Consider the following 23002-nt stretch of genomic DNA (forward strand, 5'->3'; position numbering starts at 1 on the left):
CATGGGGCCGGCGCCACGTTCACGGGACGATCAGCTCCAGTAGGTCAGGGGCCGGTCGCTGCCGTAGCAGCCGATGAAGGCTGCCATACCGATACGATAGCTGTCTTCACTGGGAGTCACGGCATGCAGCATGCGCGAGCTGAAGATAATCAGGTCGCCGGCATCCGGATGCAGCACCAATGGCGGCTTCTCCACCTTCTCCGGCAGCAGCCCTTCCACGTCGCGGATCTGTATCAGCTCCTCGGGGTTCGGATCACGCAGCCACAGCTGCAGGTCACCGCCGTGCCGGGGCGTGCGCAGGTACATGTTGGCCACCAGTTGTTCCTCGATCCCCTCGAGCTCCGGTGCATCCGACTCCTCGATGATGGTGTCGTTGTGCGGGTAGAAACGCGAGGAAGACGGCTTGAACACGCGGATCGCACCAACGAAGCAGGTGTGTCCGTACAGGCGCTGGATGTGGGCGCCACCGGGCCAGTATTCCTGCAATTGCAGGCGGATCTTGTCGGCTGGGGTCAGGTGCGGTTCGAACAGGGAGCGCAGGTCCTGGATGTTCTCCACGGCCTCGGCGTGGTACTTGCGCCCGGCTTCCTGGTTCCATTCCGAATCGATGTGCGGCGTGCAGATCCGGCCCACGCTGCTGGTGTACTTCTTGTTGTAGTACCCCAGCTTGGGGTGCTCGATGGCTGCCTCGGCGGCCCGCTCGGCGATGTCCACGGGGTAGTAGCCCTTGACGTGGATCGCGCCGATCTCGCGGGCGGCCAGCGCCAGCAGCGACTCGGTGCTCAGTTCGGTGGCGACCACCGGTGGCGCGGTTTCTCTTCTTGCAGGTTTGACGAGCATGTTCATGCATGGATCCTCTTGGGAAGTGGCGTTGCGGGTCAGATGCGTTGCCGCGAAGGGCGGATGCGGATGTCGTCGATGTGGACGTGTTCGGGTTGTTCGAGCACGAAGCGGATGGCGCGGGCCACGTCCTCGGGGCTGAGGAACGGCCCCTGGTCGCGCTCCAGCGCGGCGAAGCCGTGCATGTCGTACCCCGCGGTCTCCTGGAAGCCGGTGCGCACGAACCCGGGCTCGATCAGGGTCACCCGGATCAGGCTGCTGGCCAGCTCCTGGCGCAGGGATTCGACCAGCGAGTGCAGGGCGAACTTGGTGGCGCCGTACACTGGGTTGCCTGCGGACAGGTTGCGCCCCACGGTGGAACCGATGACCACGATGTCCTGGACCCGCTCGCTGTCGCGCCGCTGTTCGAGGAAGGCCTTGGCGGCGGAGCGCAGCTGGTGCATGGCGCCCAGCACGTTGACCTCCACCAGTTCCTGCCATTGCTCGCTGTCGGAGCCCAGCAACGAGCCCGGCAGGCCGCGTCCGGCGCACAGCACGAAAGCGCTGGGGCGCTCGCCGAAGGCTTGTTCGCCGGCTCGCCACAGTTGCGATACATGGGCCGGGTCGCTGGCATCCATGGCGAGGCCGACGGCCCGCCTGGCGTTGTCGTTGGCTGCCGCGCAGACCTGCTCCAGGCGGGTTTGGTCGCGGCCGCTGATGGCCACGTTGGCCCCGGCCTGCAACAGGGATTCGGCGACGGCGCGGCCAATGCCCGAGGTGCCGCCCGATATCGCCACGGTCGAATGATTGTTCATTGCTTGCTCCTTCAATGGGGGGTGGTCGTGGTCACCCGTTGGTCCGGGCGTACCCGAACAATCCGAGATCCTTCAGTCGCCGCACGAACTTGAGTACCCAGTCCTGGGACAGCTGGGAGAACTCGACCCGGTGCTCCATGAGGCGCGACAGGGTCCTGGAGTGGTCGTAGGTCAGGTTGCGCGCCTCGCGCGAGGCCCAGAACAGGCCCAGCGCGACCTCGGCCTGGGTGGTCTTGCCGGAGTGCTCCAGGGCGTCCTTGAGGCTGCGTGCGCGGACCCGCTTGATCGGGATGCCCAGGTCCTGCAATGAATCCACGAACAGGCTCGAGGAGATCGAGTAGGGCGAATCCACGTGATAGGTGCCGCTTCGCAGGGACGGGTCCAGCGACAGGCTGACGATGCCCCGGGCGACGATGTCCACCGGGCTGAGCACCAGTGGTTCGTCGTACTGGGCTGGTGCATAGCCGGCATGGGCAATGGCATTGATGCACTGCACCCAGCGGTTGGCGTTGGCGTTGCGCTGGAACATCGCGGTCTGCGAATGGCCGGTGACATTGCCCGAGCGATAGATGAAGGCGCTGTGCCCGCGGTAGGCCAGTTCCCGGACAATGCCTTCGGCAAGGAACTTGCAACGCTCGTATTCGTTGAGGAAGTCCTGGCCCACGTCCAGTGCGTCTTCGTCGAACACCACCGGTTCGGCGCCCCGGTAGCAACCGCTGACGGCCAGGGTCGACATGAAGTGCAGGGCCTTGCTGCTCCCGCTCTCGACGAAGCGCACCAGTTCATGGGTGGGGAACACGATATTGCGCTGCATGTCGCTGCGGCTGCCCACCAGGCGGGTATCGGCGGCGAAGTGGTAGACCGCGTCGATACTGCTGGCCAGGCTGTCCCACTGGGCCTGGGACAGGCCGAAACCGGCCTGGCTCATGTCACCGACGCAGACCTGCACGCGTTCCGGTGGCAGCGCGCTGGCATCCGCGAAGAAGTGGCTCCAGGCGCTTGCCAGGCGTGCCCGAGCCGCTGCCGCAGATTCCGCCCGGACCAGGCAGTGAAGGGTGGCGTCACTCTGCTCCAGCAACTCGCGCAGGACATGGATGCCGATGAATCCCGTGGCGCCGGTCAGCAGGATGTTCTGCGCCGCCTTGCCTGGCAGCGCCACGGCACCGCTGCCGATTGCCGGCGCGGGGATGTTCCACAAGGCGCCGCTGGAGCTGCTGGTTGACAGGTACACGCCGCCTGCGGGAGCCGGGCTGTCGAGCAGGGCGCAGCGCAGGGCCTGGGCGAATTCGCCGATCAGCGCCGGGGCCGTGGCCTGGGCGTTGAAGTTCAAGTCCAGGATCAGTTGTTCGCCCGCCAGCCTGCCGGTGAGCTTGAACTGGTTTATTCGCGGGTTCTCGCGACCGCGCAGTCCGGCGTAGGTGACGGGCGCCGGGCTCAGTTTCCAGTCGTCGCGCAGACCCAGGCTGGCCTTGCCCAGGTAATTGAAGCAATGCCGGGTGGCGACCTGGGGCAGCCCGCTGCAGCCATGGGAGTGCCCCAGGTGCGGGACTGCGGCCAGCGCCTGGCGGACCGCGGCGACCGGTGTGCGGGCCAGGTCGGTGGATGCCAGGGCCAGGGGAAACGCGGCGGTGAACCAGCCGACGGTGCGCGAGACTTCGGTCTGGTCGTCGAGGCTCAGCCGGCCGTGGCTTTCGAAGGTCACATTGAGCACCGGCTCGGGCCAGTGGCGGTTGGCCTCGGCCAGGTACTGGCCCAGCAGGTACTGGTCGATGGACACGCCGCTGCGTGCGGCGGCAGCGAGGATGCGCGCCGTCTGCTCGCCGTCGAAGGTGATCCAGGCGGTCTGCGCGTCTTTCTCGGTGCCAGCGGCAAAGGGTTGCTGCGCCGGATTGCCGAGTCGTTGCTGCCAGTAGGCGGTATCCCGGGCCAGCAGGTCGCGGTGGGCCTGCAGGTGCCCGACCCAGTCGGCGTAGCTGGCGCAGCGCAAGGGGTTGGCCCGGTTGTCGCTGGTGTAGCGGATCATCAACTCGTCGAGGATCAGGCTCCAGGAAACCACGTCCACGGCCAGGTGATGGGCGACCAGCAGCAGGTACTGCTGGTCGTGATAGGTGATCAGCTCGATGAAGAACAACTGTCCGCTACTGATACTCAGGCGGCTTTCGAGGACGCCGTAGCGCCGGTTGACCCATGCCTCGAGGTTGTCTTCGGGGGGCTCGCCCTCCAGGTGGGAAAACACTTCGGGGTAAGCGGCGACAGCCTCGAACACCCAAGCCTGCTGTTCATCGTCGTAGGCGAAGCGCGAGCGCAGCATCTCATGGGCCTGCAGCACTTGCAGGCAGGCCTGGCCCAGGCGCTCGGGGTCCAGGCGCACTTCGGCCTGCACCAGCATGGACTGGGTCCAGCGATCGGGTTCTGCCATGTCCTGCTGCAGGAACCATTGCTGGGCCGGGCCGGCGATGCCCTGGCTGGCCGCGTCGCCACGGTCTTCGTTGACCTCGGTGGGCGTGCTGGCGTGTTGCAGTTGCGCCACCAGCCCTGCGAGGGTGGGGTTGCCCAGGAACGCCCGGGCGGTGACCTCGAAGCCCTCCAGTTGCAGCTCGGAAATCAGCCGCACGGCATCCAGGGAGTCGCCACCCAGGTCGAAGAAGTCGCTGTCGACTCCCGCGGTCGCCGCCCGGCAGTGGCGACGAAAGGCGCCCAGCAGCTTGCCGTAGGGGTCGTCTGCGGGGGCCGCTTCATCCAGGGTGCTGGCCATGGTTGCGGCAAAGCCTTCCTGCAACTGGCGTTCGACGGCCTGGCGATCGAGCTTGCCGTTGGCATTCATGGGCAGGCTCGCCAGGTTGTCGAAGCTGAATGGCAGCATGTAGCCGGGCACCTGTCGGGCGAGCCCGGCACGCAGCCAGCCACTGCTCTTGGGTGGCCCTTCGTAGGCGCACAGCAGGTAATCGCGTTCGGCGAAGCGGCGATGGACCACTACCGCCCGCTGCTCCAGAAGCCGTTGCAGCACGGCCTCGACATGCCCCAGCTCGACCCGGTAGCCATTGACCTTGACCTGGCGGTCGGCCCGGCCGGCGAAGTGCAGCCGACCCTGGTCGTCCAGCAGGACCCGGTCGCCGGAGCGATAGAGCCTGTGGCCCTGGTGTTCGACGAAGCGCCCGGCATCCAGGTCCGGCCGCCGCCAGTAGCCCAGGGCGACCTGCGGACCGCCGATGTACAGTTCGCCGATGGTCCCGGCGGGGCAGTCGCGGCCATTGGCGTCCAGCACCAGCAGGCGACTGTCTCCCAGCGCTCGGCCAATGGGTACGCTGGCCTCGCCCAGGGCCGCCAACTGGTCGGCTTGCACGGGCTGGACCGTGACCCCGACGGTGGTTTCCGTCGGGCCGTAATGGTTGAACAGCCGGGTCACCGTGCCACTGGCCAGGGTGCTGCGCGCCAGCTCCGGGGCCAGGGCTTCGCCGCCGAGTACCAGCCAGCCCAGGGTCGGGCCCGGGCCCTGGCCCGCTGTGGCCTGGTCAAGCAGGGTGCGCCAGTGGGTGGGGGTGATCTTGAGCACGTCGATCTGGCGCTCGGACAGCATCCGGTACAGGGCCCGTGGGTCCTTGCGTTCGTATTCGTCGGCGATGTACAGGCTGCCGCCGGTCCAGAGCGCGAGGAACAGTGTGGTGTTGCCCAGGTCGGCCGCCAGGGTGCTGACGTGGGCATAACGAAGGCCATGGGTAACCCCCAGCGCCCGGGCCACGCCCTGGCAATAGTGGGCAATGTTGCGCGGGGATACCGCGACGCCCTTGGGCGTGCCGGTGGAGCCCGAGGTATAGAGCACGTAGGCCGTCGAACCGCCCGTGTCGCCGGTTGGCAGCGGCGCCGGGGCGGGGGTCCCGGACGAACCGGTGAAGGCATAGGCCAGCGAACCGTGGCCCGGCATGGCGTAGCCGCCCACGGCGAGCACCAGGTCGGCACCGATCTGCTCCAGGCGCGTGCCGGCATCCTCGTCCAGGGCCGCCACCTCGACGATGGTGTAGGCCGCGCCGCTGAACATCACGGCCACCAGCCCGACCACGATGTCCAGGCACCGGGACCCGACGATTGCCACCAGTTGCCCGTCGCCGATACCCCGCGCAGAGATCTGCGCGGCCACGGCCCGGGCATCCTGTTCTAGCATTGAATAAGTCATGTGCCGGGAGGCATCGCTGAGGGCGACTTGTTCCGCTGACCGTGACATCCATCCGGTCAGCCGCTCTATCAGAAGTTCAGCCATTTCCATCTCCGTTATTAGAACTTTCCTGGTGGCCGAAGTTGTGGCCTGGAAAACATCAACAGATGAGTGAATTGGCTCGAAGGCTATGCAGCACGTGGCTTGGAGTCCAATATCGGCTGCGTATGCTTTTATATGGGCTATATATAAGTTGTCAGTCGTAGTCTTCGGCGTTGACAGTCGTGTGAAGCGCGATTTATAAAAATTAGTTCCTTGAGTTGAACTTTCATATTCAAGGTTTATTGCACTGTTTCTGATAAGGAAATCGATATGGCCGGTCTGGCATTGGTGACAGGAGGAGGTCGTGGAATCGGTGCGGCGGTGGCGCGCCAGCTTGGGCAACTGGGCTACAAGGTCTGCCTGACCTACGAGCGTGACGACGAAGCGGCCCGGCAGGTGGTCGAGTCGATCGTTGCGACGGGGGGCCGGGCCTGGTGCCGACAGCTGGATATCGCTTCGCCGGCGGCCATCGTGGCGTTGTTCGAAGCCCTGGACCAGCAGCCCGAACCCTTGTCGCTGCTGGTGAACAATGCCGGGGTCACGGAAGGTTTCAGCAAACTCGAGGCGTTGTCCTACGAGCGTCTGGAGCATGTCTTCCAGGTCAATGTGTTCGGTGCCTTCATGTGTGCCCGCGAAGCGGTGCGACGCATGGGGCGTTCCCATGGTGGAGAGGGCGGGGTGATCGTCAACCTGTCGTCCCGGGCCGCCGAACTGGGCGGTGGTGGGGAGTGGATCCACTACGCGGCGACGAAAGGGGCCATCGACAGTTTGACCCGCGGCCTGGCCAAGGAAGTCGCTGGCGAAGGCATCAGGGTCAATGCCGTGGCCCCAGGCTTGATCGAGACACAACTGCATGCCGCAGCCGGAAAACCCGAGCGGTTGGCTGAGATGTCCACGGGAGTGCCCGCAGGCAGGGCAGGATTGCCGGAGGAAGTGGCCGACTGCGTGTGCTGGTTGGCCTCAGCGGCGGCGAGCTATGTCACCGGGGCCATTATCCCGGTTGCCGGGGGCCGATAGAGCGTGGGGGTCTTCTTCCACCAGGCTGAGCAGGGGCAGGAAGTTGCGCAGCGCCACCGAGTTGGACCCCGGCAGCCAGGCGGCGCTAAGCGGCGAGTGCAGCGGGTTGCCACGGATAGGCAGGAACACGATGCCCTGGCGTTGTTCGGCACCGACACTGCGGGGCACGAAGGTCAGCCCCACGCCGGCCTTGGTCAGGCCCAGGGCGGCTTGCAGATTCTCGATCTGCTGCACGATGCGCACCTTGACCCCGAGCTGTTCGAGGCTGCCCAGGATCAGGTCGGTGAGGCTCGGCAGCGGGTAGCGGGGGTAGAGCACGGCTTTCTCGTTGTCCAGGTCCTTGACCTCCAGGCTCTTGCGCCCGGCCAGGCGATGGCGAGCCGGCAGTGCCACCACTAGCGGTTCCTTGAGCAGCAAGCGTTGCTCGATTGCCGGGTCGTCGTTGATCGGTGGCCGGGCGAAGCCCATGTCGATGTGATGCTCCAGCAGTGCCGGCGCGATATCCGCTGCCAGCAGTTCCTTGAACGCCAGCTCCACGCCCGGGTAGCACTGCTGGAACAGGCCCAGCACCTCCGGCAACCGGTTGTACATCACTGAACCGGCGAAGCCGATGGACAGGCGCCCGGTATGCCCTTCGGCGAGTCCGCGGATTTCCCGGACGCTGGATTGCACATCGTCGAGGATGGCCCGGACCTTGAGCAGGAATTGCCCGCCGGCCTCGGTCAGGCGCAGCGGGCGGCTCTGGCGCTCGAACAGCAAGGCGCCGAGATCCTCTTCCAGTTGCTTGATCTGTTGGCTCAACGGAGGTTGGGCCATGTGCAACTTTTCGGCTGCCCGGGTGAAACTCAGCTCTTCGGCCACGGCCTTGAAGTAGCGCAGATGACGGAGCTCCAGGCGATGCTCCATGGGTCTGGGAGAGAATTGGCTGGCGAGCCGATGCAGATTGGAGTCGGACATAATCAAGACATTCCTTTGTAATTATCGTTGTAATTCTGCGACTGCAGGAGCTGCTTTTTTCGCGAATGCGGTCTGCTTTCACGGTCGAAAAGTATAACGTCCCACGTATTCTCCCAGCCGCGCGGGCCGGGGCAGCCAGGCCTGGAGCGGAGCGGGTTGGCGGGCCGGTCCAGAGCGTTTTCAACGATTTTTCAACAGCGGTTGCAGACCCTTTCGGCCAGGGTTAGCAGGGTTTCGTGACGGGCCCTGGACGGGAGGGGAAGGAATGCGTGTGCCCGGCGCGATTTGCGCCGGGCGGTCGTCCAAGGTGGGGTAGGGGAAGGGCGGGTGGTGCGCTTCAGGCGCCGATATCGCGCATCAGCAGGCCGAAGCGCAGGTCAACCTGGTCTGGAATCGGCAAGTACACGGTGTGGCCGTCGCCGGGTGCAACTTCTATGGTCTGGCCCTGGGCGTTGTGCAGTTCATGCAGGTCGAAGTGGAAGTTGCCCTTGGGCGTCATCAGCTCCATGTGGTCGCCCAGGGCGAAGCGGTTCTTCACCTTGACCTCGGCCAGGCGGTCGCGGCGTTGTCCGGTGAGCTCGCCGACGAACTGCTGGCGCTCCGAGACCGAACTGCCGTTCTGGTAGTTCTGGTATTCGTCGTGCACGTGGCGACGCAGGAAACCTTCGGTGTAGCCGCGCTGGGCCAGGGACTCCAGGTCGTTCATCAGGCTGCGGTCGAACCCGCGTCCGGCGGCGGCGTCATCGATGGCCCGGCGATACACCTGGGTGGTGCGGGCGCAGTAGAAGTGGGACTTGGTCCGGCCCTCGATCTTCAGCGAATGCACGCCCATGCGGGTCAGGCGGTCCACGTGCTGCACCGCCCGCAGGTCCTTGGCGTTCATGATGTAGGTGCCGTGCTCGTCCTCGAACACTGGCATCTGCTCGTCCGGGCGGTTGGCTTCCTGGAGCAGGAAGACCTGGTCGGTGGGTGCACCCAGGCCCAGGGTCGGCTCGGGCTCGAAGGTCTGGACGATCTCCCCGAGATCGTTCTCGGTGGCTGGCTCGGCCTTGTATTTCCAGCGGCAGGCGTTGGTGCAGGTGCCCTGGTTGGCATCGCGCTTGTTCATGTAGCCCGAGAGCAGGCAGCGGCCGGAATAGGCCATGCACAGGGCGCCGTGGACGAAGATTTCCAGCTCCATGTCCGGAACCTGCTGGCGGATTTCCTCGATTTCTTCCAGCGACAGTTCCCGGGACAGGATGATCCGGGTCAGGCCCTGCTGCTGCCAGAACTCGACACTGGCCCAGTTCACCGTGTTGGCCTGCACCGAGAGGTGGATAGGCATGTGCGGGAAATGCCGGCGCACCAGCATGATCAGCCCCGGGTCGGACATGATCAGGGCGTCCGGGGCCATTTCGATCACGGGCGCCAGGTCCTTGAGGAAGGTCTTGAGCTTGGTGTTGTGCGGGGCGATGTTGACCACTACGTAGAAGCGCTTGCCCTGGGCCTGGGCTTCGCGGATGCCGAGGGCCAGGTTGGCGTGGTCGAATTCGTTGTTGCGCACCCGCAGGCTGTAGCGCGGTTGCCCGGCATACACGGCGTCGGCGCCATAGGCGAAGGCGTAGCGCATGTTCTTCAGGGTGCCGGCGGGGGCCAGGAGTTCGGGTTTGGCGAGGAGCGTCATGGGGCTGTCGGTCGCAAAAGGTCGCGAGGGTAAGCCAGTGTCCAGCGGCATTCATTGACCTGGATCTATGTCCGCTACAGAAATCACGGCACTTGGCGGCATGGCGGCGGACTAAGTTTCAGGACGCCAGTGGCGCGTCGATCGAACTGGACCGGACATGAATCAGAACAACCTGCAAAACAAGAGCCTGCTGCTGTTGCTGGCGATGGTGACGGTGGCCTTCATCTGGATCTTGCTGCCGTTCTACGGTGCGCTGTTCTGGGCGGTGATCCTCGGCATCATCTTCGCCCCCTTGCAGCGCCGCCTGCTCCTGCACCTGGGGGGCAAGCGCAACCTGTGTTCGCTGTGCACCCTGGGCATCTGCCTGGTGATCGCCATCCTGCCGGTGATCGTCACCAGCGTGCTGCTGGTCCAGGAGGGGGCCGAGCTGTACCGCAAGATCGAAAGCGGGCAACTGGATATCGCCGGCTACCTGGACCTGTTCAAGCATCGGTTGCCGCCGACCTTCCAGGCCTTGCTTGATCGCTTCGGCCTGGGCGAGCTCCAGGGCCTGCAGGAAAAGGTGGTCAAGGGCGCGATGCAGGGCAGCCATTACCTGGCGACGCAGGCCTTCAGCTTCGGCCAGGGCACCTTCGAGTTCCTGGTGGGCTTCTTCATCATGCTCTACCTGCTGTTCTTCTTTTTGCGCGACGGACCGGAGCTGGTGCGCAAGTTCCGCGCTGCCGTGCCGCTGGCCGAGTACCAGAAGCGGCGCCTGCAATTGAAGTTCACGCGGGTGGTGAGGGCCACGGTCAAGGGCAATGTGCTGGTGGCGGTGACCCAGGGCGCGCTGGGCGGCCTGATCTTCTGGTTCCTCGACATTCCCAGCGTGTTGTTGTGGGCGGTGCTGATGGCGTTCCTGTCATTGTTGCCAGCGGTGGGCGCGGGGCTGGTGTGGGGGCCGGTGGCGGTGTATTTCCTGCTCAGCGGGGCGATCTGGCAGGGGGTGGTGCTGAGTTTGTTCGGGGTGCTGGTGATCGGCCTGGTGGATAACCTGTTGCGACCGATCCTGGTGGGCAAGGACACCCGGATGCCTGACTACCTGATCCTGATCTCGACGCTGGGCGGGTTGGCGATTTTCGGCCTCAACGGTTTTGTCATCGGCCCCTTGATCGCCGCGTTGTTCCTGTCCAGCTGGGCGCTGTTCGTCGAAACCCGACCGCGGGTACGGTTGCCCTGAGGCGGTGTTCACCGGGGTATTGGCACAGGCAATCTAGGCGTGCAGCACCTGGCGTTCCAGTTGCCGGGACAGGGCCTGGGCGGCGGTCAGCGATGCCAGCGGGCCGCTGACGGTCTCGCCATCGCGGACCAGGTACCAGCAGGCGAGCAATCCCGAGGCTCGAAGCGGGGCGGGAACGGCACTGCCGACGACGGACATGATCTGGACCTTGGGCATGGCAACCTCCTTCAGGGGAGCGGTTACCTTACAAAGCGTGCAGTGCTACGAAAAATCACCCGGATCGATAGTGGACATCGATGGGTGGGCAGGATATTCACCCACGGCGCGCGCGGGATCAGTCCACGACCTGGTCGAGCATCTGCAACACCTCATGCTCGTTGAGCAGTCCCTTGCGCACCAGATTCTGGGTCAACAGCGAGAGGAACTTGGCATTGCGATGGCCTTCCAGGTGCTTGAGCTCGGTCAGGGCGTCGTACACCCGGCTGGAGGTGCAGCGGCCGGCAATGCGATGGGGGTTTTGCGTAGGCATGGGGAGCGTCCTTGTTGTTGTGGGCCTGTGGCGATCGGACTGGATCGATCTTGCAGCCCTTGAATGACACAAACATGACCGTTTCGTGTCGCCCGGGTCGCCCCCGGGATCACCACACTATTGCCGGATTTAAACGCAAGTACTGTTCCAGTCACGACATCCTGCAGAATTATTCAGACATCCGGGCGATGCCGGAATGCAACAGGCCCCGCTTCGGGGGCGGGGCCTGTGGTTGGGTGCTGCTGTCGATTACCAGCGGCCGGGGCCGTAGTAGTAATGCGGATGGCCGTAGTAGCCACGCGGTGGCCCGTAGTACACCGGCGCGGGGCGGTAGTAGATCGGCTGCTGCACATAGACGGGCGCCGGCTGGTAGTAGACCGGCGGGGGCGGCGCGGCGTACACGGGCGCCGGTTGCACGTAGACCGGTGCTTGCTGCACGTAGACCGGACGATCCTGGTTGGCGATCACCGAACCCACGACGGCAGCGCCGACGACCGCACCCAGCGCGGCCGGCCCGGCCCAGCCACCACCATGGGCGGATGCCTGGCCTGCGACAGCGAGTGCACCAATGAGCAAGGCTATCTTGGGGATTTTGGAGATCATGGTATTTCCTCGATTCAACCCCCGGGGTCTGTGGTCTGGATGACGCGGGGATACTTCTAAGACAGCGGAACCTGCAAAAACTGCACGGCCCCAGGGTAAATGTTGTGTAAGGTCTGTACCGGTCTCGTTACCGTCATCCCTGGGCGGTGCGGGACCTTGGAACACGCGCCGACAGGATCGGGCACAAGCGCGGCATTTGGCTAATCCCGTCTATCCGAAAGTGCCGAACGAGGAGATGAAAATGCAGATGAACCCCAACAAGGACACTCAATTGTGCATGTCGCTGTCCGGGCGTCCGGGGAATTTCGGCTTGCGCTTCCACAACCACCTGTATGAACAGTTGGGGCTGAATTTCTACTACAAGGCCTTCGGCAGCCAGGACCTGCCGGGTGCGGTCCGCGGGATCCGCGCCCTGGGAATTCGTGGCTGCGGGGTGTCCATGCCGTTCAAGGAAGACTGCATTGCCCTGGTGGACGAACTGGACCCATCGGCCCGGGCCATTGCTTCGATCAACACCATCGTCAACACCAATGGCCACTTGAAGGCCTACAACACCGACTACATCGCCGTGGCGCAGTTGCTGGCGGCCCACGCCGTCCCCAGGGAATCCACGTTTGCCTTGCGTGGCAGCGGCGGGATGGCCAAGGCGGTGGCCAGTGCCTTGCGTGATGGCGGTTATGCCAACGGCGTGATCGTCGCCCGCAATGAGGTGGCCGGGCGTGCCCTGGCCAGTGCCCTGGGCTACCAGTGGCAAGCGGAGCTCGGCGAGTTGCGGCCGCAGTTGCTGGTCAATGTCACGCCGATCGGCATGAGCGGCGGCCTTGAAGCGCAGCAACTGGCCTTCGACGCCCAAGCCATAGCGGCGGCGCAGACGGTGTTCGACGTGGTGGCGGTGCCATCGCAGACGCCGTTGATCCTGCGGGCTCGGGCCGAGGGCAAGCAGGTCATCACCGGGCTTGAGGTGATTGCCATCCAGGCGTTGGAGCAGTTCGTGCTGTATACCGGCGTGCGCCCGAGCGAGGAGCAGTTCCAGAAGGCGGTGGCCTTCGCCCGGGCCTGAGGTCGGAGCGGGAGGTCAGCCTTCCAGGCGGGCCAGGCGTTCTTCCAGCGCGGCGATCCGCGCTTCCAGTTCTTCGATGCGCTCCAGGGAAACACTGCTGCCCGTGCTGCGTTCCACCGGGTTGCCACGGGCGGCCAGGATCGCCTCGATATCCGCTGGATCACCCAGGGCATGGGTGTAGCGGTCTTCGCGCTGGCCGGCCTGGCGCGGCAGGTGCAGGGCCAGGCCACGAGCCACCAGGCGCTCGAGCTGATGCTGGACCTGCTCGCTGTCCTCGAAATCGTGCATGCGACCGCTGCGGGTCAGCAGCTCGTTCACGGTCTGCGGACCGCGCAGGAACATCAGGCCACAGAGGATCAATTGCGCCGGCACCAGTTCCAGGGCCTTGTCCAGGCGCTGCTCCCAGCGATCGGCGCGGCTGCCCATCTGCAGGCGGGTGAAGCCTTGGGCTTCCAGGGTCCGAAGGCTCTGCCCGACCTGGCCCGGCGTCAGGTTCATCACGGGTTCGCGGCTAGTCTTCTGGTTGCAGGCGATGACCAGGGCGTTGAGGGTCAGGGGGTAGGTTTCCGGATTGGCAGCCTGTTTTTCGATCAATGAACCCAGGATACGGATCTCCGTGCTGCCAAGACGCAGGGGGTCGCTGGAGGTTTCGTGTTCGCTGCTCATGGGTGCTGCTCCCTTGGTGGCTGATGGAAAGACGCAGGGAAAACCGGCGGGAGATGCCCGATGGGCGCGCGGGTCTTCCGGCATGGCCATGGCGGCCGCTTTCGAGGGGCTCTGTTTTACCTGCAGAACCCGTTCCTGGCCATCAGAACTTGGTAACAGGCACCTGGCGACAACACCGGCCATGGGGCTTGTCGCAGCAGGCACGGTCGTTGCGGATCAGCCGGGCTGGGCCTGAGTGGCGGGTTTGATCGCCGCTGGCTGGGGGCTGGTCGGTAGCGGCGGGGCCAGGCGCTGGCGGGCGAAGCGAGCGAGGGTACGCAGGGCATTCCTGGCGGAGCGCAGGTAGAAGGCCTGTAGCTGGAAGACGTGCCAGCGATCCTGGTGGACTTCCAGCTGGCAGGCGACTCCGCAGGCTCGGGCATGCTCGGCCAGGCGGCAGGAGTCGGACAGCAGCGTTTCCTGGTCGCCCACCTGTATCAGCATGGGTGGCAGGCCGCCCAGATCGACATCCAGGGGCCGGTGCAACGGTGATTGGCTGGGCGCCGCATAGGCTTGCAGCGCCTGCTCCAGCCAGTCGCGGCGAATCATTGGATCACTGGCCTGGCAGCTCTGCAGGCTGGCACCGCCCAGCCCGGGGTCGGTGACCGGCGACAGCAGCATCAGCCCGGCGGCGATGCCGCTTGCACGTTCCTTCAAGGCGAGGGCCAGCGCCAGGGCCAGCGCGCCACCGGCAGAGTCGCCGGCAATCAGCAGTTGTTCCGGCGGGCAGCCCTGGGCGCGGATCGCGTCGTAGCAGGCCAGGCAGTCGTCCAGTGCCGCCGGGTAGGGGTGCTCCGGTGCCAGTCGGTAGTCCGGAGCCCAGACGGCACAACCGCTGTCCCTGGCCAGGCGGCTGGTGACGCTGTAGTGGGTGTCCGGGCTGCCAAGGCAGAACGCACCTCCGTGCAAGTAGAGGATCACGCCCTTGGCGGCCCGGGCCTTGGGTTCGATGATCTGCAGGGGCAGTGCGCCCAGGTGCGTGCGCCGGCGTTTCACCCCCAGGGCCGGGGGCATCAACCAGGACAGGCCGGCGACGATCTTGCGCTGGCTGGCCAGGGCGCGTGGCGGCCCGATCAGGGCCTTGAAGCTCAGGCGCAGGAACAGCCGCAGGAACGCGGCGTTGGCCCGTTCCAGCCAGTCCCCGGGGGCCGCCACGCGCTGGCCGGCGCTGAGGGGTGAGGCCTGGTCCAGGGGGCTGGACAGGTGGTAGGCCGCGAGCCCGGCATGACGGGTCAGCCAGCGGTAGGACCAGGTGAAGCCGGGCCAGTTGGTGCTGTTGTGGCCCCGTTCATCCACGTACCAGCTCCTGCAGCCGCTCCATACCGAGGTGGCCAGGCGTCGCTGGATCCGTTGCTGGAAGCGGCGGTGGGGTTGTTCATCCACCTCCACGGTCTGGGCGGCACTGGCCAGCAAGGCTCGGCGGGCATTCATCACATGGGATATCTGGCTTTCCAGCATGTGGATGATGGAGTTGTGGCCCAGGTTGGTGTTGGGGCCGTAGAGCATGAAGAAATTGGGGAAGCCGGGCACGCTCAGCCCCAGGTAGGCGGCCGCGCCCTGTTGCCACGCCTGGTTCAGGTCGAGTCCGTTGCGACCAGTGATGCGCATCGGCGAAAGGAACTCGGTGGCGGCGAAACCGGTGCCATAGATGATGGTATCGACCTCGTGCTGCTCGCCGTCCAGGGTCTGGATACCCTGTTCGGTAATGCGCTCGATGCCTTGGGTCAGCAGTTGCACGTGGGGTTGGTCGAAGGTGGCCAGGTAGTCGTTGGACAGCAGGATGCGCTTGCAGCCGATGGGGTAGTCCGGGGTCATCTGGCGGCGCAGTTCGGGGTTGGACACCGAGGCGTCCAGCAATTGGTGAAAGGGCCGTCCCACGACCCAGCGGGTCAGGCCCTGCAAGCGGGTGAAGCCCAGCGCCCGGGACTCGAAATGCAGGTAGTGAGCGGCGCGAACCAGCTTCATCCAGAGCGGATGCCTCTCGAAATGCTGTTGCTCCCGGGCACTGTAGGGGCGATCGGCCTTGGGCATGATGTAGGCCGGCGAGCGCTGGAAAACCTTGAGTGCTGCCACCTGGGAGGCAATCTGCGGCACGAACTGGATGGCCGAGGCGCCGGAGCCGATGACCGCCACCCGCTTGCCGGCCAGGGAGTGGTCATGATCCCAGTTGGCGGAATGGAAGACATGGCCGCCGAAGCTTTCCATGCCGGTCAGTTTCGGCAGCGCCGGCCGGCTCAACTGGCCAGTGGCGCTGATCAGCAAGCGGGTGAGGAGCTCCTGGCCGTCGTTGCAGGTGACGCGCCAGCAGCCTCGGGTTTCGTCGAGCCGCGCCTGGTCGACCTCGGCGCCGAAGCGGATATGCGGTGCCATGCCATGACGTTCGGCGCAGTGCTGCAAATAGGTGTGGATCTCCGCCTGGGGGGCGAACGTCCGGGACCAGCGGGGATTGGGCTCGAAGGAAAACGAGTACAGATGTGACGGCACGTCGCAGGCAGCACCGGGGTAGACATTGTCGCGCCAGACCCCGCCGACGTCCTGGCCCTTCTCCAGGATGACGAAGCGACTGACCCCGGCTTTGCGCAGGGCAATGCCCATGCCCAGGCCGCCGAACCCGGCGCCGATGATGATCGCTTCAAGGGGCAGGTCGAGTTCGGGGTTCGAAGCAGTGGTGGATGCGGGCATGAGGACCTCATTGTTATTGTCGTGGGGCAACGGGGCCACGTTCCTGTGCGGTTGCTGCGGCCCTGGTCAGTGAAGCATGCGGGCAATCGGCCAGCGACCCCATGCTGCAAGAGGACAAGTGCTTTAGTATTTGGGCCAAATCATGACGCGATGAGCCGGCCCATGAGTATTCAGTCATTCACCCGCGGACCCTCCAGCGCGCTGCTGCTGGTGAACTTCGGCCTTGAGAAGGGGCTGGCGCTGGCGCGCTTGCTGGCCGGCACGGGCCTGTCCATGGAGCAACTGCAGGACCCCAACAGCCTGCTGTCGGCGGCCCAGGAGCTCTGTGTGGTGGGCAACCTGCTGGCCTTGCTGGGGCACCCCCCGGGGCTGGGGCATGAGGTGGGCCTGCGTTATCACTTCTCTACCTATGGCCTGTTCGGTTATGGCCTGATCAGCAGCGCGACCCCGGCCGATGCCTTGCGCCTGGCCTTGCGCTTCCTGCCCCTGACCTATGCCTTCAGCCATATCGGTTATCACCAGGAGCCCGGGGTGGGGGTGCTGACCTTTGGTGAACCTGCATTGAGCGATATCGGCGTGCGCGCCTTTCTGCTGGAGCGGGACATGGCCGCGGCAGCGGTGCTGATGAAGGAAATCGTCGGCCAGGATTTTCGCCTGTTGCGACTGACCCGCCGCGGGGCGCCTCCTGTCCACGGCAATGGGGGGGCGGTGCAGGGAATCTTTGGCCTGGTCCCCGAGTTCCGGGCCGCTTGCCACAGCCTGGTGTTCGACCGGCGTTTCCTGCAGCGCCCGTTGCTCCAGGCCAACCCGGTCACGGTGTCGATGTGCGAGCAGATGTGCTCCCAGTTGCTGGAGCGCCGCCAGGCTCCCCGGGGCAGCGCGGCGCAGGTCCGCCAGCAGTTGGGGGCTCTAGCGGCCGGCAGCCTGCCGGACCTGCCGGGCATGGCCCGGTTGAATCACACCAGCGTGCGCACGCTCAAGCGACGCTTGCAGGAGGAGGGCACCAGCTACCGCCAGTTGCTGGCCGAGCAGCGCAGCGCCCGGGCCCTGGAGCTATTGGCCAACCCTGGGTTGAGCCTGAGCCAGATCGCCGAGCGCCTGGGTTTCAGTGATCTCTCGAGTTTTTCCCAGAGCTTCAAGCGCTGGTTCGCAGTGGCGCCCAGTGTCTATCGCCAGGGCCCACCCGAGTAACCCGTTGCCCCCCTGGCTGCGGCTATAATGCTCGGTCGCTGTATTCCCGCCACCCCTGATCGAGACTGTCATGACCATTTCCCTGTACGCCGCTTCCGTTCCCGTTTTCAAGCAGATGCTCAAGGCCCTGAGCGATGTGCTGCACAAGGCCGAAGCCCATGCCCTGGCCAAGAACATCGAGCCCAATGCCTTGCTCCAGGCCCGGTTGTATCCGGACATGTTCCCACTGGTGCGCCAGGTCCAGATCGCCGTCGACTTCGCCAAGGGGGTTTCTTCGCGCCTGGCCGAGATCGAGCTGTCCAAATACGACGATAACGAAGCCACTTTCGCCGACTTGCAGGCGCTGCTGGCCAAGGTGCTGGCCTTCCTCGACGGTATCCAGCCAGCCCAGGTCGACGGCAAGGAAGGTATCGAGATCGTCACCCGTCCAGGCACTCCGAAAGAGAAGCGCTTCAGCGGCCAGTCCTACCTGCTGACCTACGGGTTGCCGCAGTTCTTCTTCCACGTCACCACCGCCTACGCGATCCTGCGTCATAACGGTGTGGAGGTGGGCAAGCGCGATTACATGGGCGCCTTCTGAGGTTTCGCCAGGTCGTTGTCCAAGGCATGAAAAAGCCCGGCCAGGGTCAACCTGGCCGGGCTTTTTCATGGGGGCAGAATCAGGCCGACGCCTGGCCCTTGTCTTCCTGGGCCAGGCAGGCGGCCGCGGTGAAGAGTACGTCGGTGGAGGAGTTCAACGCTGTTTCCGCCGAGTCCTGCAGGACGCCGATGATGAAGCCCACGGCGACCACTTGCATGGCGATTTCGCTGGGAATGCCGAACAGGCTGCAGGCCAGGGGGATCAGCAGCAGCGAACCGCCGGCGACACCGGACGCGCCACAGGCACAGATGGCCGCGACCACGCTCAGGAGCACGGCGGTAGGCAGGTCGACGGCGATGCCCAGGGTATGCACGGCGGCCAGGGTCAGCACGGTGATGGTGATTGCCGCGCCGGCCATGTTGATGGTGGCTCCCAGGGGGATGGAGACCGAGTAGGTATCTTCATGCAGGCCCAGGCGCTTGCTCAGCTCCAGGTTGACCGGGATGTTGGCCGCCGAGCTGCGGGTGAAGAACGCGGTGATGCCGCTCTCGCGCAGGCAGGTGAGCACCAGCGGGAAGGGGTTGCGGCGGATCTTCCAGTAGACGATCAGCGGGTTCATCACCAGGGCGACGAACAGCATGCTGCCGATCAGCACGGCCAGCAGGTGCAGGTAACCGAGCAGGGCACTGAAGCCGGAAGTGGCCAGGGTCGAGGCCACCAGGCCGAAGATCCCCAGGGGAGCGAAGCGGATCACCACCCGTACGATCAGGGTCACGCCGTTGGACAGGTCGTCGAGCACGTTGCGAGTGGCTTCGCCTGCATGGCGGATGGCCACGCCCATGCCGATGGCCCAAGCCAGGATGCCGATGAAGTTGGCGTTCATCAGGGCGCTGACCGGGTTGTCCACCACGCTCAGCAGCAGGCTCTGCAGCACTTCGCTGATGCCGCCGGGTGCGCTGATGGCCACGTCATGGGTGGACAGGACCAGCGCGGAAGGGAACAGGCTGCTGGCGATCACCGCGACCACTGCGGCGGCGAAGGTGCCCAGCAGGTAGAGCACCAGGATCGGCCGGATGTGGGTCTCCTGGCCGTGCTTGTGGTTGGCGATCGACGCCATCACCAGCACGAACACCAGGATCGGGGCCACGGCCTTGAGCGCCGAGACGAACACCTTGCCGATGAACGCGGTGGACTTGGCCACCTCGGGTGCCAGCAGTGCCAGGATGATGCCGGCAATCAGGCCGATGACGATCTGGGTCACCAGGCTCAGGCGTTTGAGGGAGTGCAGGAAGGAAGGGGGCGAAGCGCTCATGAGGGTATCTCTATTTTTTTAATGTGCAGTGCATATCGGGCTCCCGGGGCCGCGCGACCTGCGGGACTGAACCGCGACACCAGGCTGCGGTCGGAAAGCAACCGACTATCGGACGACTTGCGTGGCAGACGCGTACCCGATGTCCGTTTGGGGCAGGGGCGGACTTTATCACAGCAGGCCCGGATTCCCGTGTCGATGTGACGATCTGCCACTTGTCGGCACTTGCGATGGCGGCATGAGGCTTGCCTTGACCTGCATCGGGTCTGTTACTATTCGCCATCCCCTTTTTGCCTTTCTGCTCAGCGCGCCCCTCGGGTCGTCGCTGTCATCGGTCGTTGCTGGAGTTTTTCATGTTGTTTCCCATCCTGCTGTTATCGGCTGCGGGCTTCACCATCCTGACCACCGAGTTCGTGATCGTCGGCCTGTTGCCGGCGATCGCCCGCGACTTGCAGGTCAGCGTGTCCCAGGCGGGTTTGCTGGTGACTCTGTTCGCCTTCACCGTCGCGGCCTTCGGGCCTTTTCTGACGGCCTACTTCGCGCGTTTTCCGCGCAAGCAGCTATTTATCATCGTGTTGGTGCTGTTCGGCTTGTCCAATGCCGTGGCGGCCCTGGCGCCGAACATCTGGGTGATGGCCATCGCGCGGCTGGTGCCGGCCTTGGGGCTGCCGGTGTTCTGGGCCCTGGCCAGTGAAACCGCGGTGGACATCGTGGGGCCGGACGATGCCGGGCGTGCCATTTCCAAGATTGGCTTCGGCATTGTCTGCGCCACGGTATTCGGGATTCCGGTGGGCACCCTGATTGCCGACGTCTTCGGCTGGCGCAGTGCGTTCGCCATCCTGGCGCTGGTGGCCTTTGCCAAGGCGCTGCTGCTGTACTTCTACCTGCCCAAGACTGCGGTACACGATGAGCAGGCCAGCTTGGGCTCGCAGTTTCGTATCCTGCGCAATCCGCTGATGCAGGGGCATGTGCTGCTGTCGATTCTGGTCTTCAGCGGCATGTTCACCGCCTACACCTACCTGGCGGACATCCTGGAGCGTCTGGCCGGTTTCAACGGCACGCTGGTGGGCTGGTGCCTGATGGGGTTTGGTGCAGTGGGGCTGATCGGCAACTCCCTGGGCGGCCGGGTGGTGGACCGCCATCCACTGATCGCCTCGATGGTGTTCTGTGCCCTGATGATGGGCGGCATGGTGGCCCTGGTACCGAGTATTCACTCGACCCTGGGGCTGGCAGCGGCCATGGGGATCTGGGGCATGACCCAGGCGGCGATGTTCCTGGTCAGCCACGTGCGAATGATGAAGGCCGCTCCGCAGGCGCCGGCATTTGCAGCCTCGCTGAACATTGCCGGGGCCAACGTCGGTGTGGGCCTGGGCGCGATGGTCGGTGGCCGAGTGATCGATACCTTCGGCCTGGGCCATCTGGGATTCACGGCCGCCGGCTTCATCCTGCTGTCCATCGTCCTGGCGCTGCTGTTGATGAAGGTGGAGGCACCCCGGGCCTGCGCTTCCTGAGTCAGTGGTTCAGGGGCGTGAACAGTTCCCGCCGCGCCCCTTCGGTAATGGCCACGATGCCGGGGTGCTTGACCTTGCGCTCCACGGAAATGGCATAGAACGACTCGGCCACGGCGTCGGTCTGGCCAATCAGTTGCACCCCATACTGTTGCCGGATTTCATCGGCGATCACGCTGGGGGCAATGAAGATGCCGCTGCCGGACTGGCCGAAAGCCTGCATCAGCGCGCTGTCATCGAACTCACCGATGATTCGCGGTTGCAGTTGCTGCTCGGCGAACCAGCGCAGCAAGCGGCTGCGGACGACGGTTTCCTGTCCGGGGATCAGCAGCGGCGCCCCGTGCAAGCCACGGGGAAAGTCGCTGCCATGCAGGCGGGCCAATCGCTCGGTAGCGAAGAAGCTGATGCCGCATTCACCCAGTTTCTGACTGTAGCCCTTGATGTCCAGGTGGGTCGGCATGGGGCTGTCGGAAATCACCAGGTCCAGGCGCTGGATGGCCAGGTCGGCCAGCAGGCGCTCCAGCTTGTCTTCACGGCACGTAAGGCGGATCGGCTCGCTGAGTTCCATGGTTGGGGCAATCAGCCGGTAGACGATGGACTTGGGCACCACGTCCGCCACCCCTACGCGAAACTGGATCTGTTGCTCGTCGGGGCGAGCACGAAGCATGGCCTCCAGTTCGCCGCCCAGCTGGAACATCTGTTCGGCGTAGGGCAGGGTCTGGCGCCCGGCCTCGGTCAGTTCGAGCTGGCGTCCGACCCGGCGAAACAATTCCACGCCATGGGTTTGTTCCAGCAGCGTGATCTGCCCGCTGATGGTCTGGGGTGTCAGGTTGAGCTGCTCGCAGGCGCGCACGATGCTGCCGGTCTTGGCCACGACCCAGAAGTAATGCAATTGGCGATAGTTGAGCATGGCGACCTTAAGTTCGTAAAAACCGAAGTATAGCTGCTGAAAATACGAATTTTCCTGAAGTATTGCGCTCCTTAGAATTCCTCGCCATCGACGGGCCAGCCTTTGGCCCTGTCCGTACTCTCGAGGAAAGAGCATGTCATTGAAAACCCTGGGCACGGTCTCGGTGCTAACCCTGTCTATGCTTGCCCTGGCTGGCTGTGAGCAAGCGGAAAAAAGTGCCCAGCAGGTGCTGGACAAGACGGCGCAGGCAGCCAAGCAGGCCATCGACGACACTCACAAGGCCGCAGAGCAAGCCCTGAGTGATGCCACTGGCGGCGCGATTGGCAAGGAAAAGAACCAGGACGACGATGCCAAGCAGGCCGAGTCGTCCCAGGAAATCTGATTTTTCATTCACCCGAGTCAGGATTGACCCATGGATTACCTTTTACAGCTCGCTGCCAGTCCCACCGCCTGGGTCGCCCTGGCCACCCTGGTGGTGATGGAGATCGTGCTTGGCATCGACAACTTGATCTTCATTTCCATCCTCACCAACAAACTGCCGGAAAAGCACCGGGCCAAGGCGCGGCGCCTGGGTATCGGCATGGCGCTGTTCCTGCGCCTGGCGCTGCTCAGTACCGTGGCGTTCATTGTCCAGCTCACTGAGCCGGTGATCGATGTCATGGGGCAGAGCTTCTCCTGGAAGGACATGATCCTGATCGCCGGTGGCCTGTTCCTGGTGTGGAAAGCCACCACGGAAATCCACCACAGCATGGATGCCAAGCCTGAAGAAGGCAAAACCGAGGCGCCCGGCGTTGCCATCGGTTTTGCTGCGGCGATCGGCCAGATCCTGTTGCTGGACATGGTGTTCTCCATCGACAGCATCATTACCGCCGTGGGCATGACCGAGCACCTGCCGATCATGATCATCGCGGTGGTGGCCTCGGTACTGGTAATGCTGCTGGCGGCCGAACCGCTGGCCAAGTTCATCAATGACAACCCGACCGTGGTGATGCTGGCCCTGGGCTTCTTGATCATGATCGGCATGACCCTGATTGCCGAAGGTTTTGGCGCTCACGTGCCCAAAGGGTATGTGTATGCGGCGATGGCGTTTTCGGCGGCTATCGAGTGCTTGAACATGCTGGCTCGCCGCGCCCGGCAGAAGCGCCAGGAAGACCAGCCCCAGGCCTGACCTGAGTTGGAGGCA

20 protein-coding genes are annotated in these 23002 nt (G+C 64.7%); 8 read left to right on the plus strand and 12 right to left on the minus strand.

The features are described 5' to 3' along the window. Positions 1-30: 30 nt before the first annotated feature. From LGQ10_RS30030 to LGQ10_RS30040, 3 genes are read right to left on the minus strand one after another with little or no spacing between them, the layout of a single operon-like run. Complete coding sequence (locus tag LGQ10_RS30030; protein ID WP_226524088.1) at positions 31-846, minus strand: 2OG-Fe(II) oxygenase; 816 nt, start codon at positions 844-846, stop codon at positions 31-33. Positions 847-878: 32 nt separating this feature from the next. Beyond that, positions 879-1634: an SDR family oxidoreductase gene (locus LGQ10_RS30035; protein ID WP_226524089.1), complete on the minus strand. Its 756-nt coding sequence runs from the start codon at positions 1632-1634 to the stop codon at positions 879-881. A gap of 31 nt (positions 1635-1665) precedes the next feature. Beyond that, on the minus strand, positions 1666-5895 hold the full coding sequence (locus tag LGQ10_RS30040; RefSeq protein ID WP_319003938.1) for an amino acid adenylation domain-containing protein: 4230 nt from the start codon (positions 5893-5895) through the stop codon (positions 1666-1668). Between the two features lie 261 nt (positions 5896-6156). Here LGQ10_RS30040 and LGQ10_RS30045 point away from each other — a divergent pair, with 261 nt between their 5' ends. After that, positions 6157-6903: an SDR family oxidoreductase gene (locus LGQ10_RS30045; RefSeq protein ID WP_058435936.1), complete on the plus strand. Its 747-nt coding sequence runs from the start codon at positions 6157-6159 to the stop codon at positions 6901-6903. On the opposite strand, the gene LGQ10_RS30050 is transcribed toward LGQ10_RS30045, so the two are convergent. Both LGQ10_RS30050 and yegQ read right to left on the minus strand, forming a co-directional pair. Further along, complete coding sequence (locus LGQ10_RS30050) at positions 6847-7860, minus strand: LysR family transcriptional regulator (RefSeq protein ID WP_058435935.1); 1014 nt, start codon at positions 7858-7860, stop codon at positions 6847-6849. The genes LGQ10_RS30045 and LGQ10_RS30050 overlap by 57 nt on opposite strands. Positions 7861-8197: 337 nt before the next feature. Further along, positions 8198-9523 (minus strand): tRNA 5-hydroxyuridine modification protein YegQ, encoded by a 1326-nt coding sequence (gene yegQ, locus LGQ10_RS30055; protein WP_058435934.1) that lies wholly within the window; start codon positions 9521-9523, stop codon positions 8198-8200. Positions 9524-9680: 157 nt separating this feature from the next. Between yegQ and LGQ10_RS30060 the strand changes: the two genes are divergently transcribed. Next, entirely contained in the window at positions 9681-10742 is a 1062-nt protein-coding gene (locus LGQ10_RS30060; RefSeq protein ID WP_058435933.1) for an AI-2E family transporter, read from the plus strand. A 33-nt stretch (positions 10743-10775) separates the two neighbouring features. Here the strand turns inward: LGQ10_RS30060 and LGQ10_RS30065 are convergent, their stop codons facing one another. The 3 genes from LGQ10_RS30065 to LGQ10_RS30075 form a co-directional block, all read right to left on the minus strand. Beyond that, complete coding sequence (locus tag LGQ10_RS30065; RefSeq protein ID WP_058435932.1) at positions 10776-10958, minus strand: hypothetical protein; 183 nt, start codon at positions 10956-10958, stop codon at positions 10776-10778. 118 nt (positions 10959-11076) lie between these two features. Further along, the gene (locus tag LGQ10_RS30070; RefSeq protein WP_058435931.1) at positions 11077-11271 is read right to left on the minus strand and encodes a hypothetical protein; all 195 of its coding nucleotides are present in this window, start codon (positions 11269-11271) and stop codon (positions 11077-11079) included. A 249-nt stretch (positions 11272-11520) separates the two neighbouring features. Further along, the gene (locus LGQ10_RS30075; protein ID WP_058435930.1) at positions 11521-11874 is read right to left on the minus strand and encodes a hypothetical protein; all 354 of its coding nucleotides are present in this window, start codon (positions 11872-11874) and stop codon (positions 11521-11523) included. 241 nt (positions 11875-12115) lie between these two features. On the opposite strand from LGQ10_RS30075, the gene LGQ10_RS30080 reads away from it, so the two are divergent. Next, positions 12116-12934, plus strand: a complete 819-nt coding sequence (locus LGQ10_RS30080; protein ID WP_058435929.1) for a shikimate 5-dehydrogenase — start codon at positions 12116-12118, stop codon at positions 12932-12934. A gap of 15 nt (positions 12935-12949) precedes the next feature. Here the strand turns inward: LGQ10_RS30080 and LGQ10_RS30085 are convergent, their stop codons facing one another. Continuing rightward, a complete protein-coding gene (locus LGQ10_RS30085) occupies positions 12950-13600 on the minus strand; it encodes a YceH family protein (protein ID WP_226524090.1) in 651 nt (216 codons plus the stop codon). A 216-nt stretch (positions 13601-13816) separates the two neighbouring features. Beyond that, positions 13817-16321, minus strand: coding sequence for a flavin-containing monooxygenase (locus tag LGQ10_RS30090; protein ID WP_226524091.1), 2505 nt, complete (start codon positions 16319-16321; stop codon positions 13817-13819). 162 nt (positions 16322-16483) lie between these two features. Here LGQ10_RS30090 and LGQ10_RS30095 point away from each other — a divergent pair, with 162 nt between their 5' ends. Together LGQ10_RS30095 and LGQ10_RS30100 are read left to right on the plus strand one after the other, a co-directional pair. Next, a complete protein-coding gene (locus LGQ10_RS30095; protein WP_226524092.1) occupies positions 16484-17512 on the plus strand; it encodes an AraC family transcriptional regulator in 1029 nt (342 codons plus the stop codon). Positions 17513-17582: 70 nt separating this feature from the next. Beyond that, a complete protein-coding gene (locus tag LGQ10_RS30100) occupies positions 17583-18092 on the plus strand; it encodes a DUF1993 family protein (protein ID WP_058435925.1) in 510 nt (169 codons plus the stop codon). A gap of 79 nt (positions 18093-18171) precedes the next feature. On the opposite strand, the gene sstT is transcribed toward LGQ10_RS30100, so the two are convergent. After that, entirely contained in the window at positions 18172-19404 is a 1233-nt protein-coding gene (gene sstT / locus LGQ10_RS30105) for a serine/threonine transporter SstT (protein ID WP_058435924.1), read from the minus strand. Positions 19405-19754: 350 nt separating this feature from the next. Here sstT and LGQ10_RS30110 point away from each other — a divergent pair, with 350 nt between their 5' ends. Further along, the gene (locus LGQ10_RS30110; RefSeq protein ID WP_226524093.1) at positions 19755-20912 is read left to right on the plus strand and encodes an MFS transporter; all 1158 of its coding nucleotides are present in this window, start codon (positions 19755-19757) and stop codon (positions 20910-20912) included. Position 20913: 1 nt separating this feature from the next. Here LGQ10_RS30110 and nhaR read toward each other — a convergent pair whose 3' ends face one another. Continuing rightward, the gene (nhaR, locus tag LGQ10_RS30115) at positions 20914-21819 is read right to left on the minus strand and encodes a transcriptional activator NhaR (RefSeq protein WP_058435923.1); all 906 of its coding nucleotides are present in this window, start codon (positions 21817-21819) and stop codon (positions 20914-20916) included. Positions 21820-21952: 133 nt separating this feature from the next. Between nhaR and LGQ10_RS30120 the strand changes: the two genes are divergently transcribed. Together LGQ10_RS30120 and LGQ10_RS30125 are read left to right on the plus strand one after the other, a co-directional pair. Beyond that, a complete protein-coding gene (locus LGQ10_RS30120; RefSeq protein WP_058435922.1) occupies positions 21953-22201 on the plus strand; it encodes a hypothetical protein in 249 nt (82 codons plus the stop codon). Between the two features lie 30 nt (positions 22202-22231). After that, complete coding sequence (locus LGQ10_RS30125; protein WP_226524094.1) at positions 22232-22987, plus strand: TerC family protein; 756 nt, start codon at positions 22232-22234, stop codon at positions 22985-22987. Positions 22988-23002 lie beyond the last annotated feature (15 nt).

The organism is Pseudomonas sp. L5B5 (genome assembly GCF_020520285.1).
In the GTDB taxonomy this organism is placed as follows: Bacteria; Pseudomonadota; Gammaproteobacteria; order Pseudomonadales; family Pseudomonadaceae; genus Aquipseudomonas.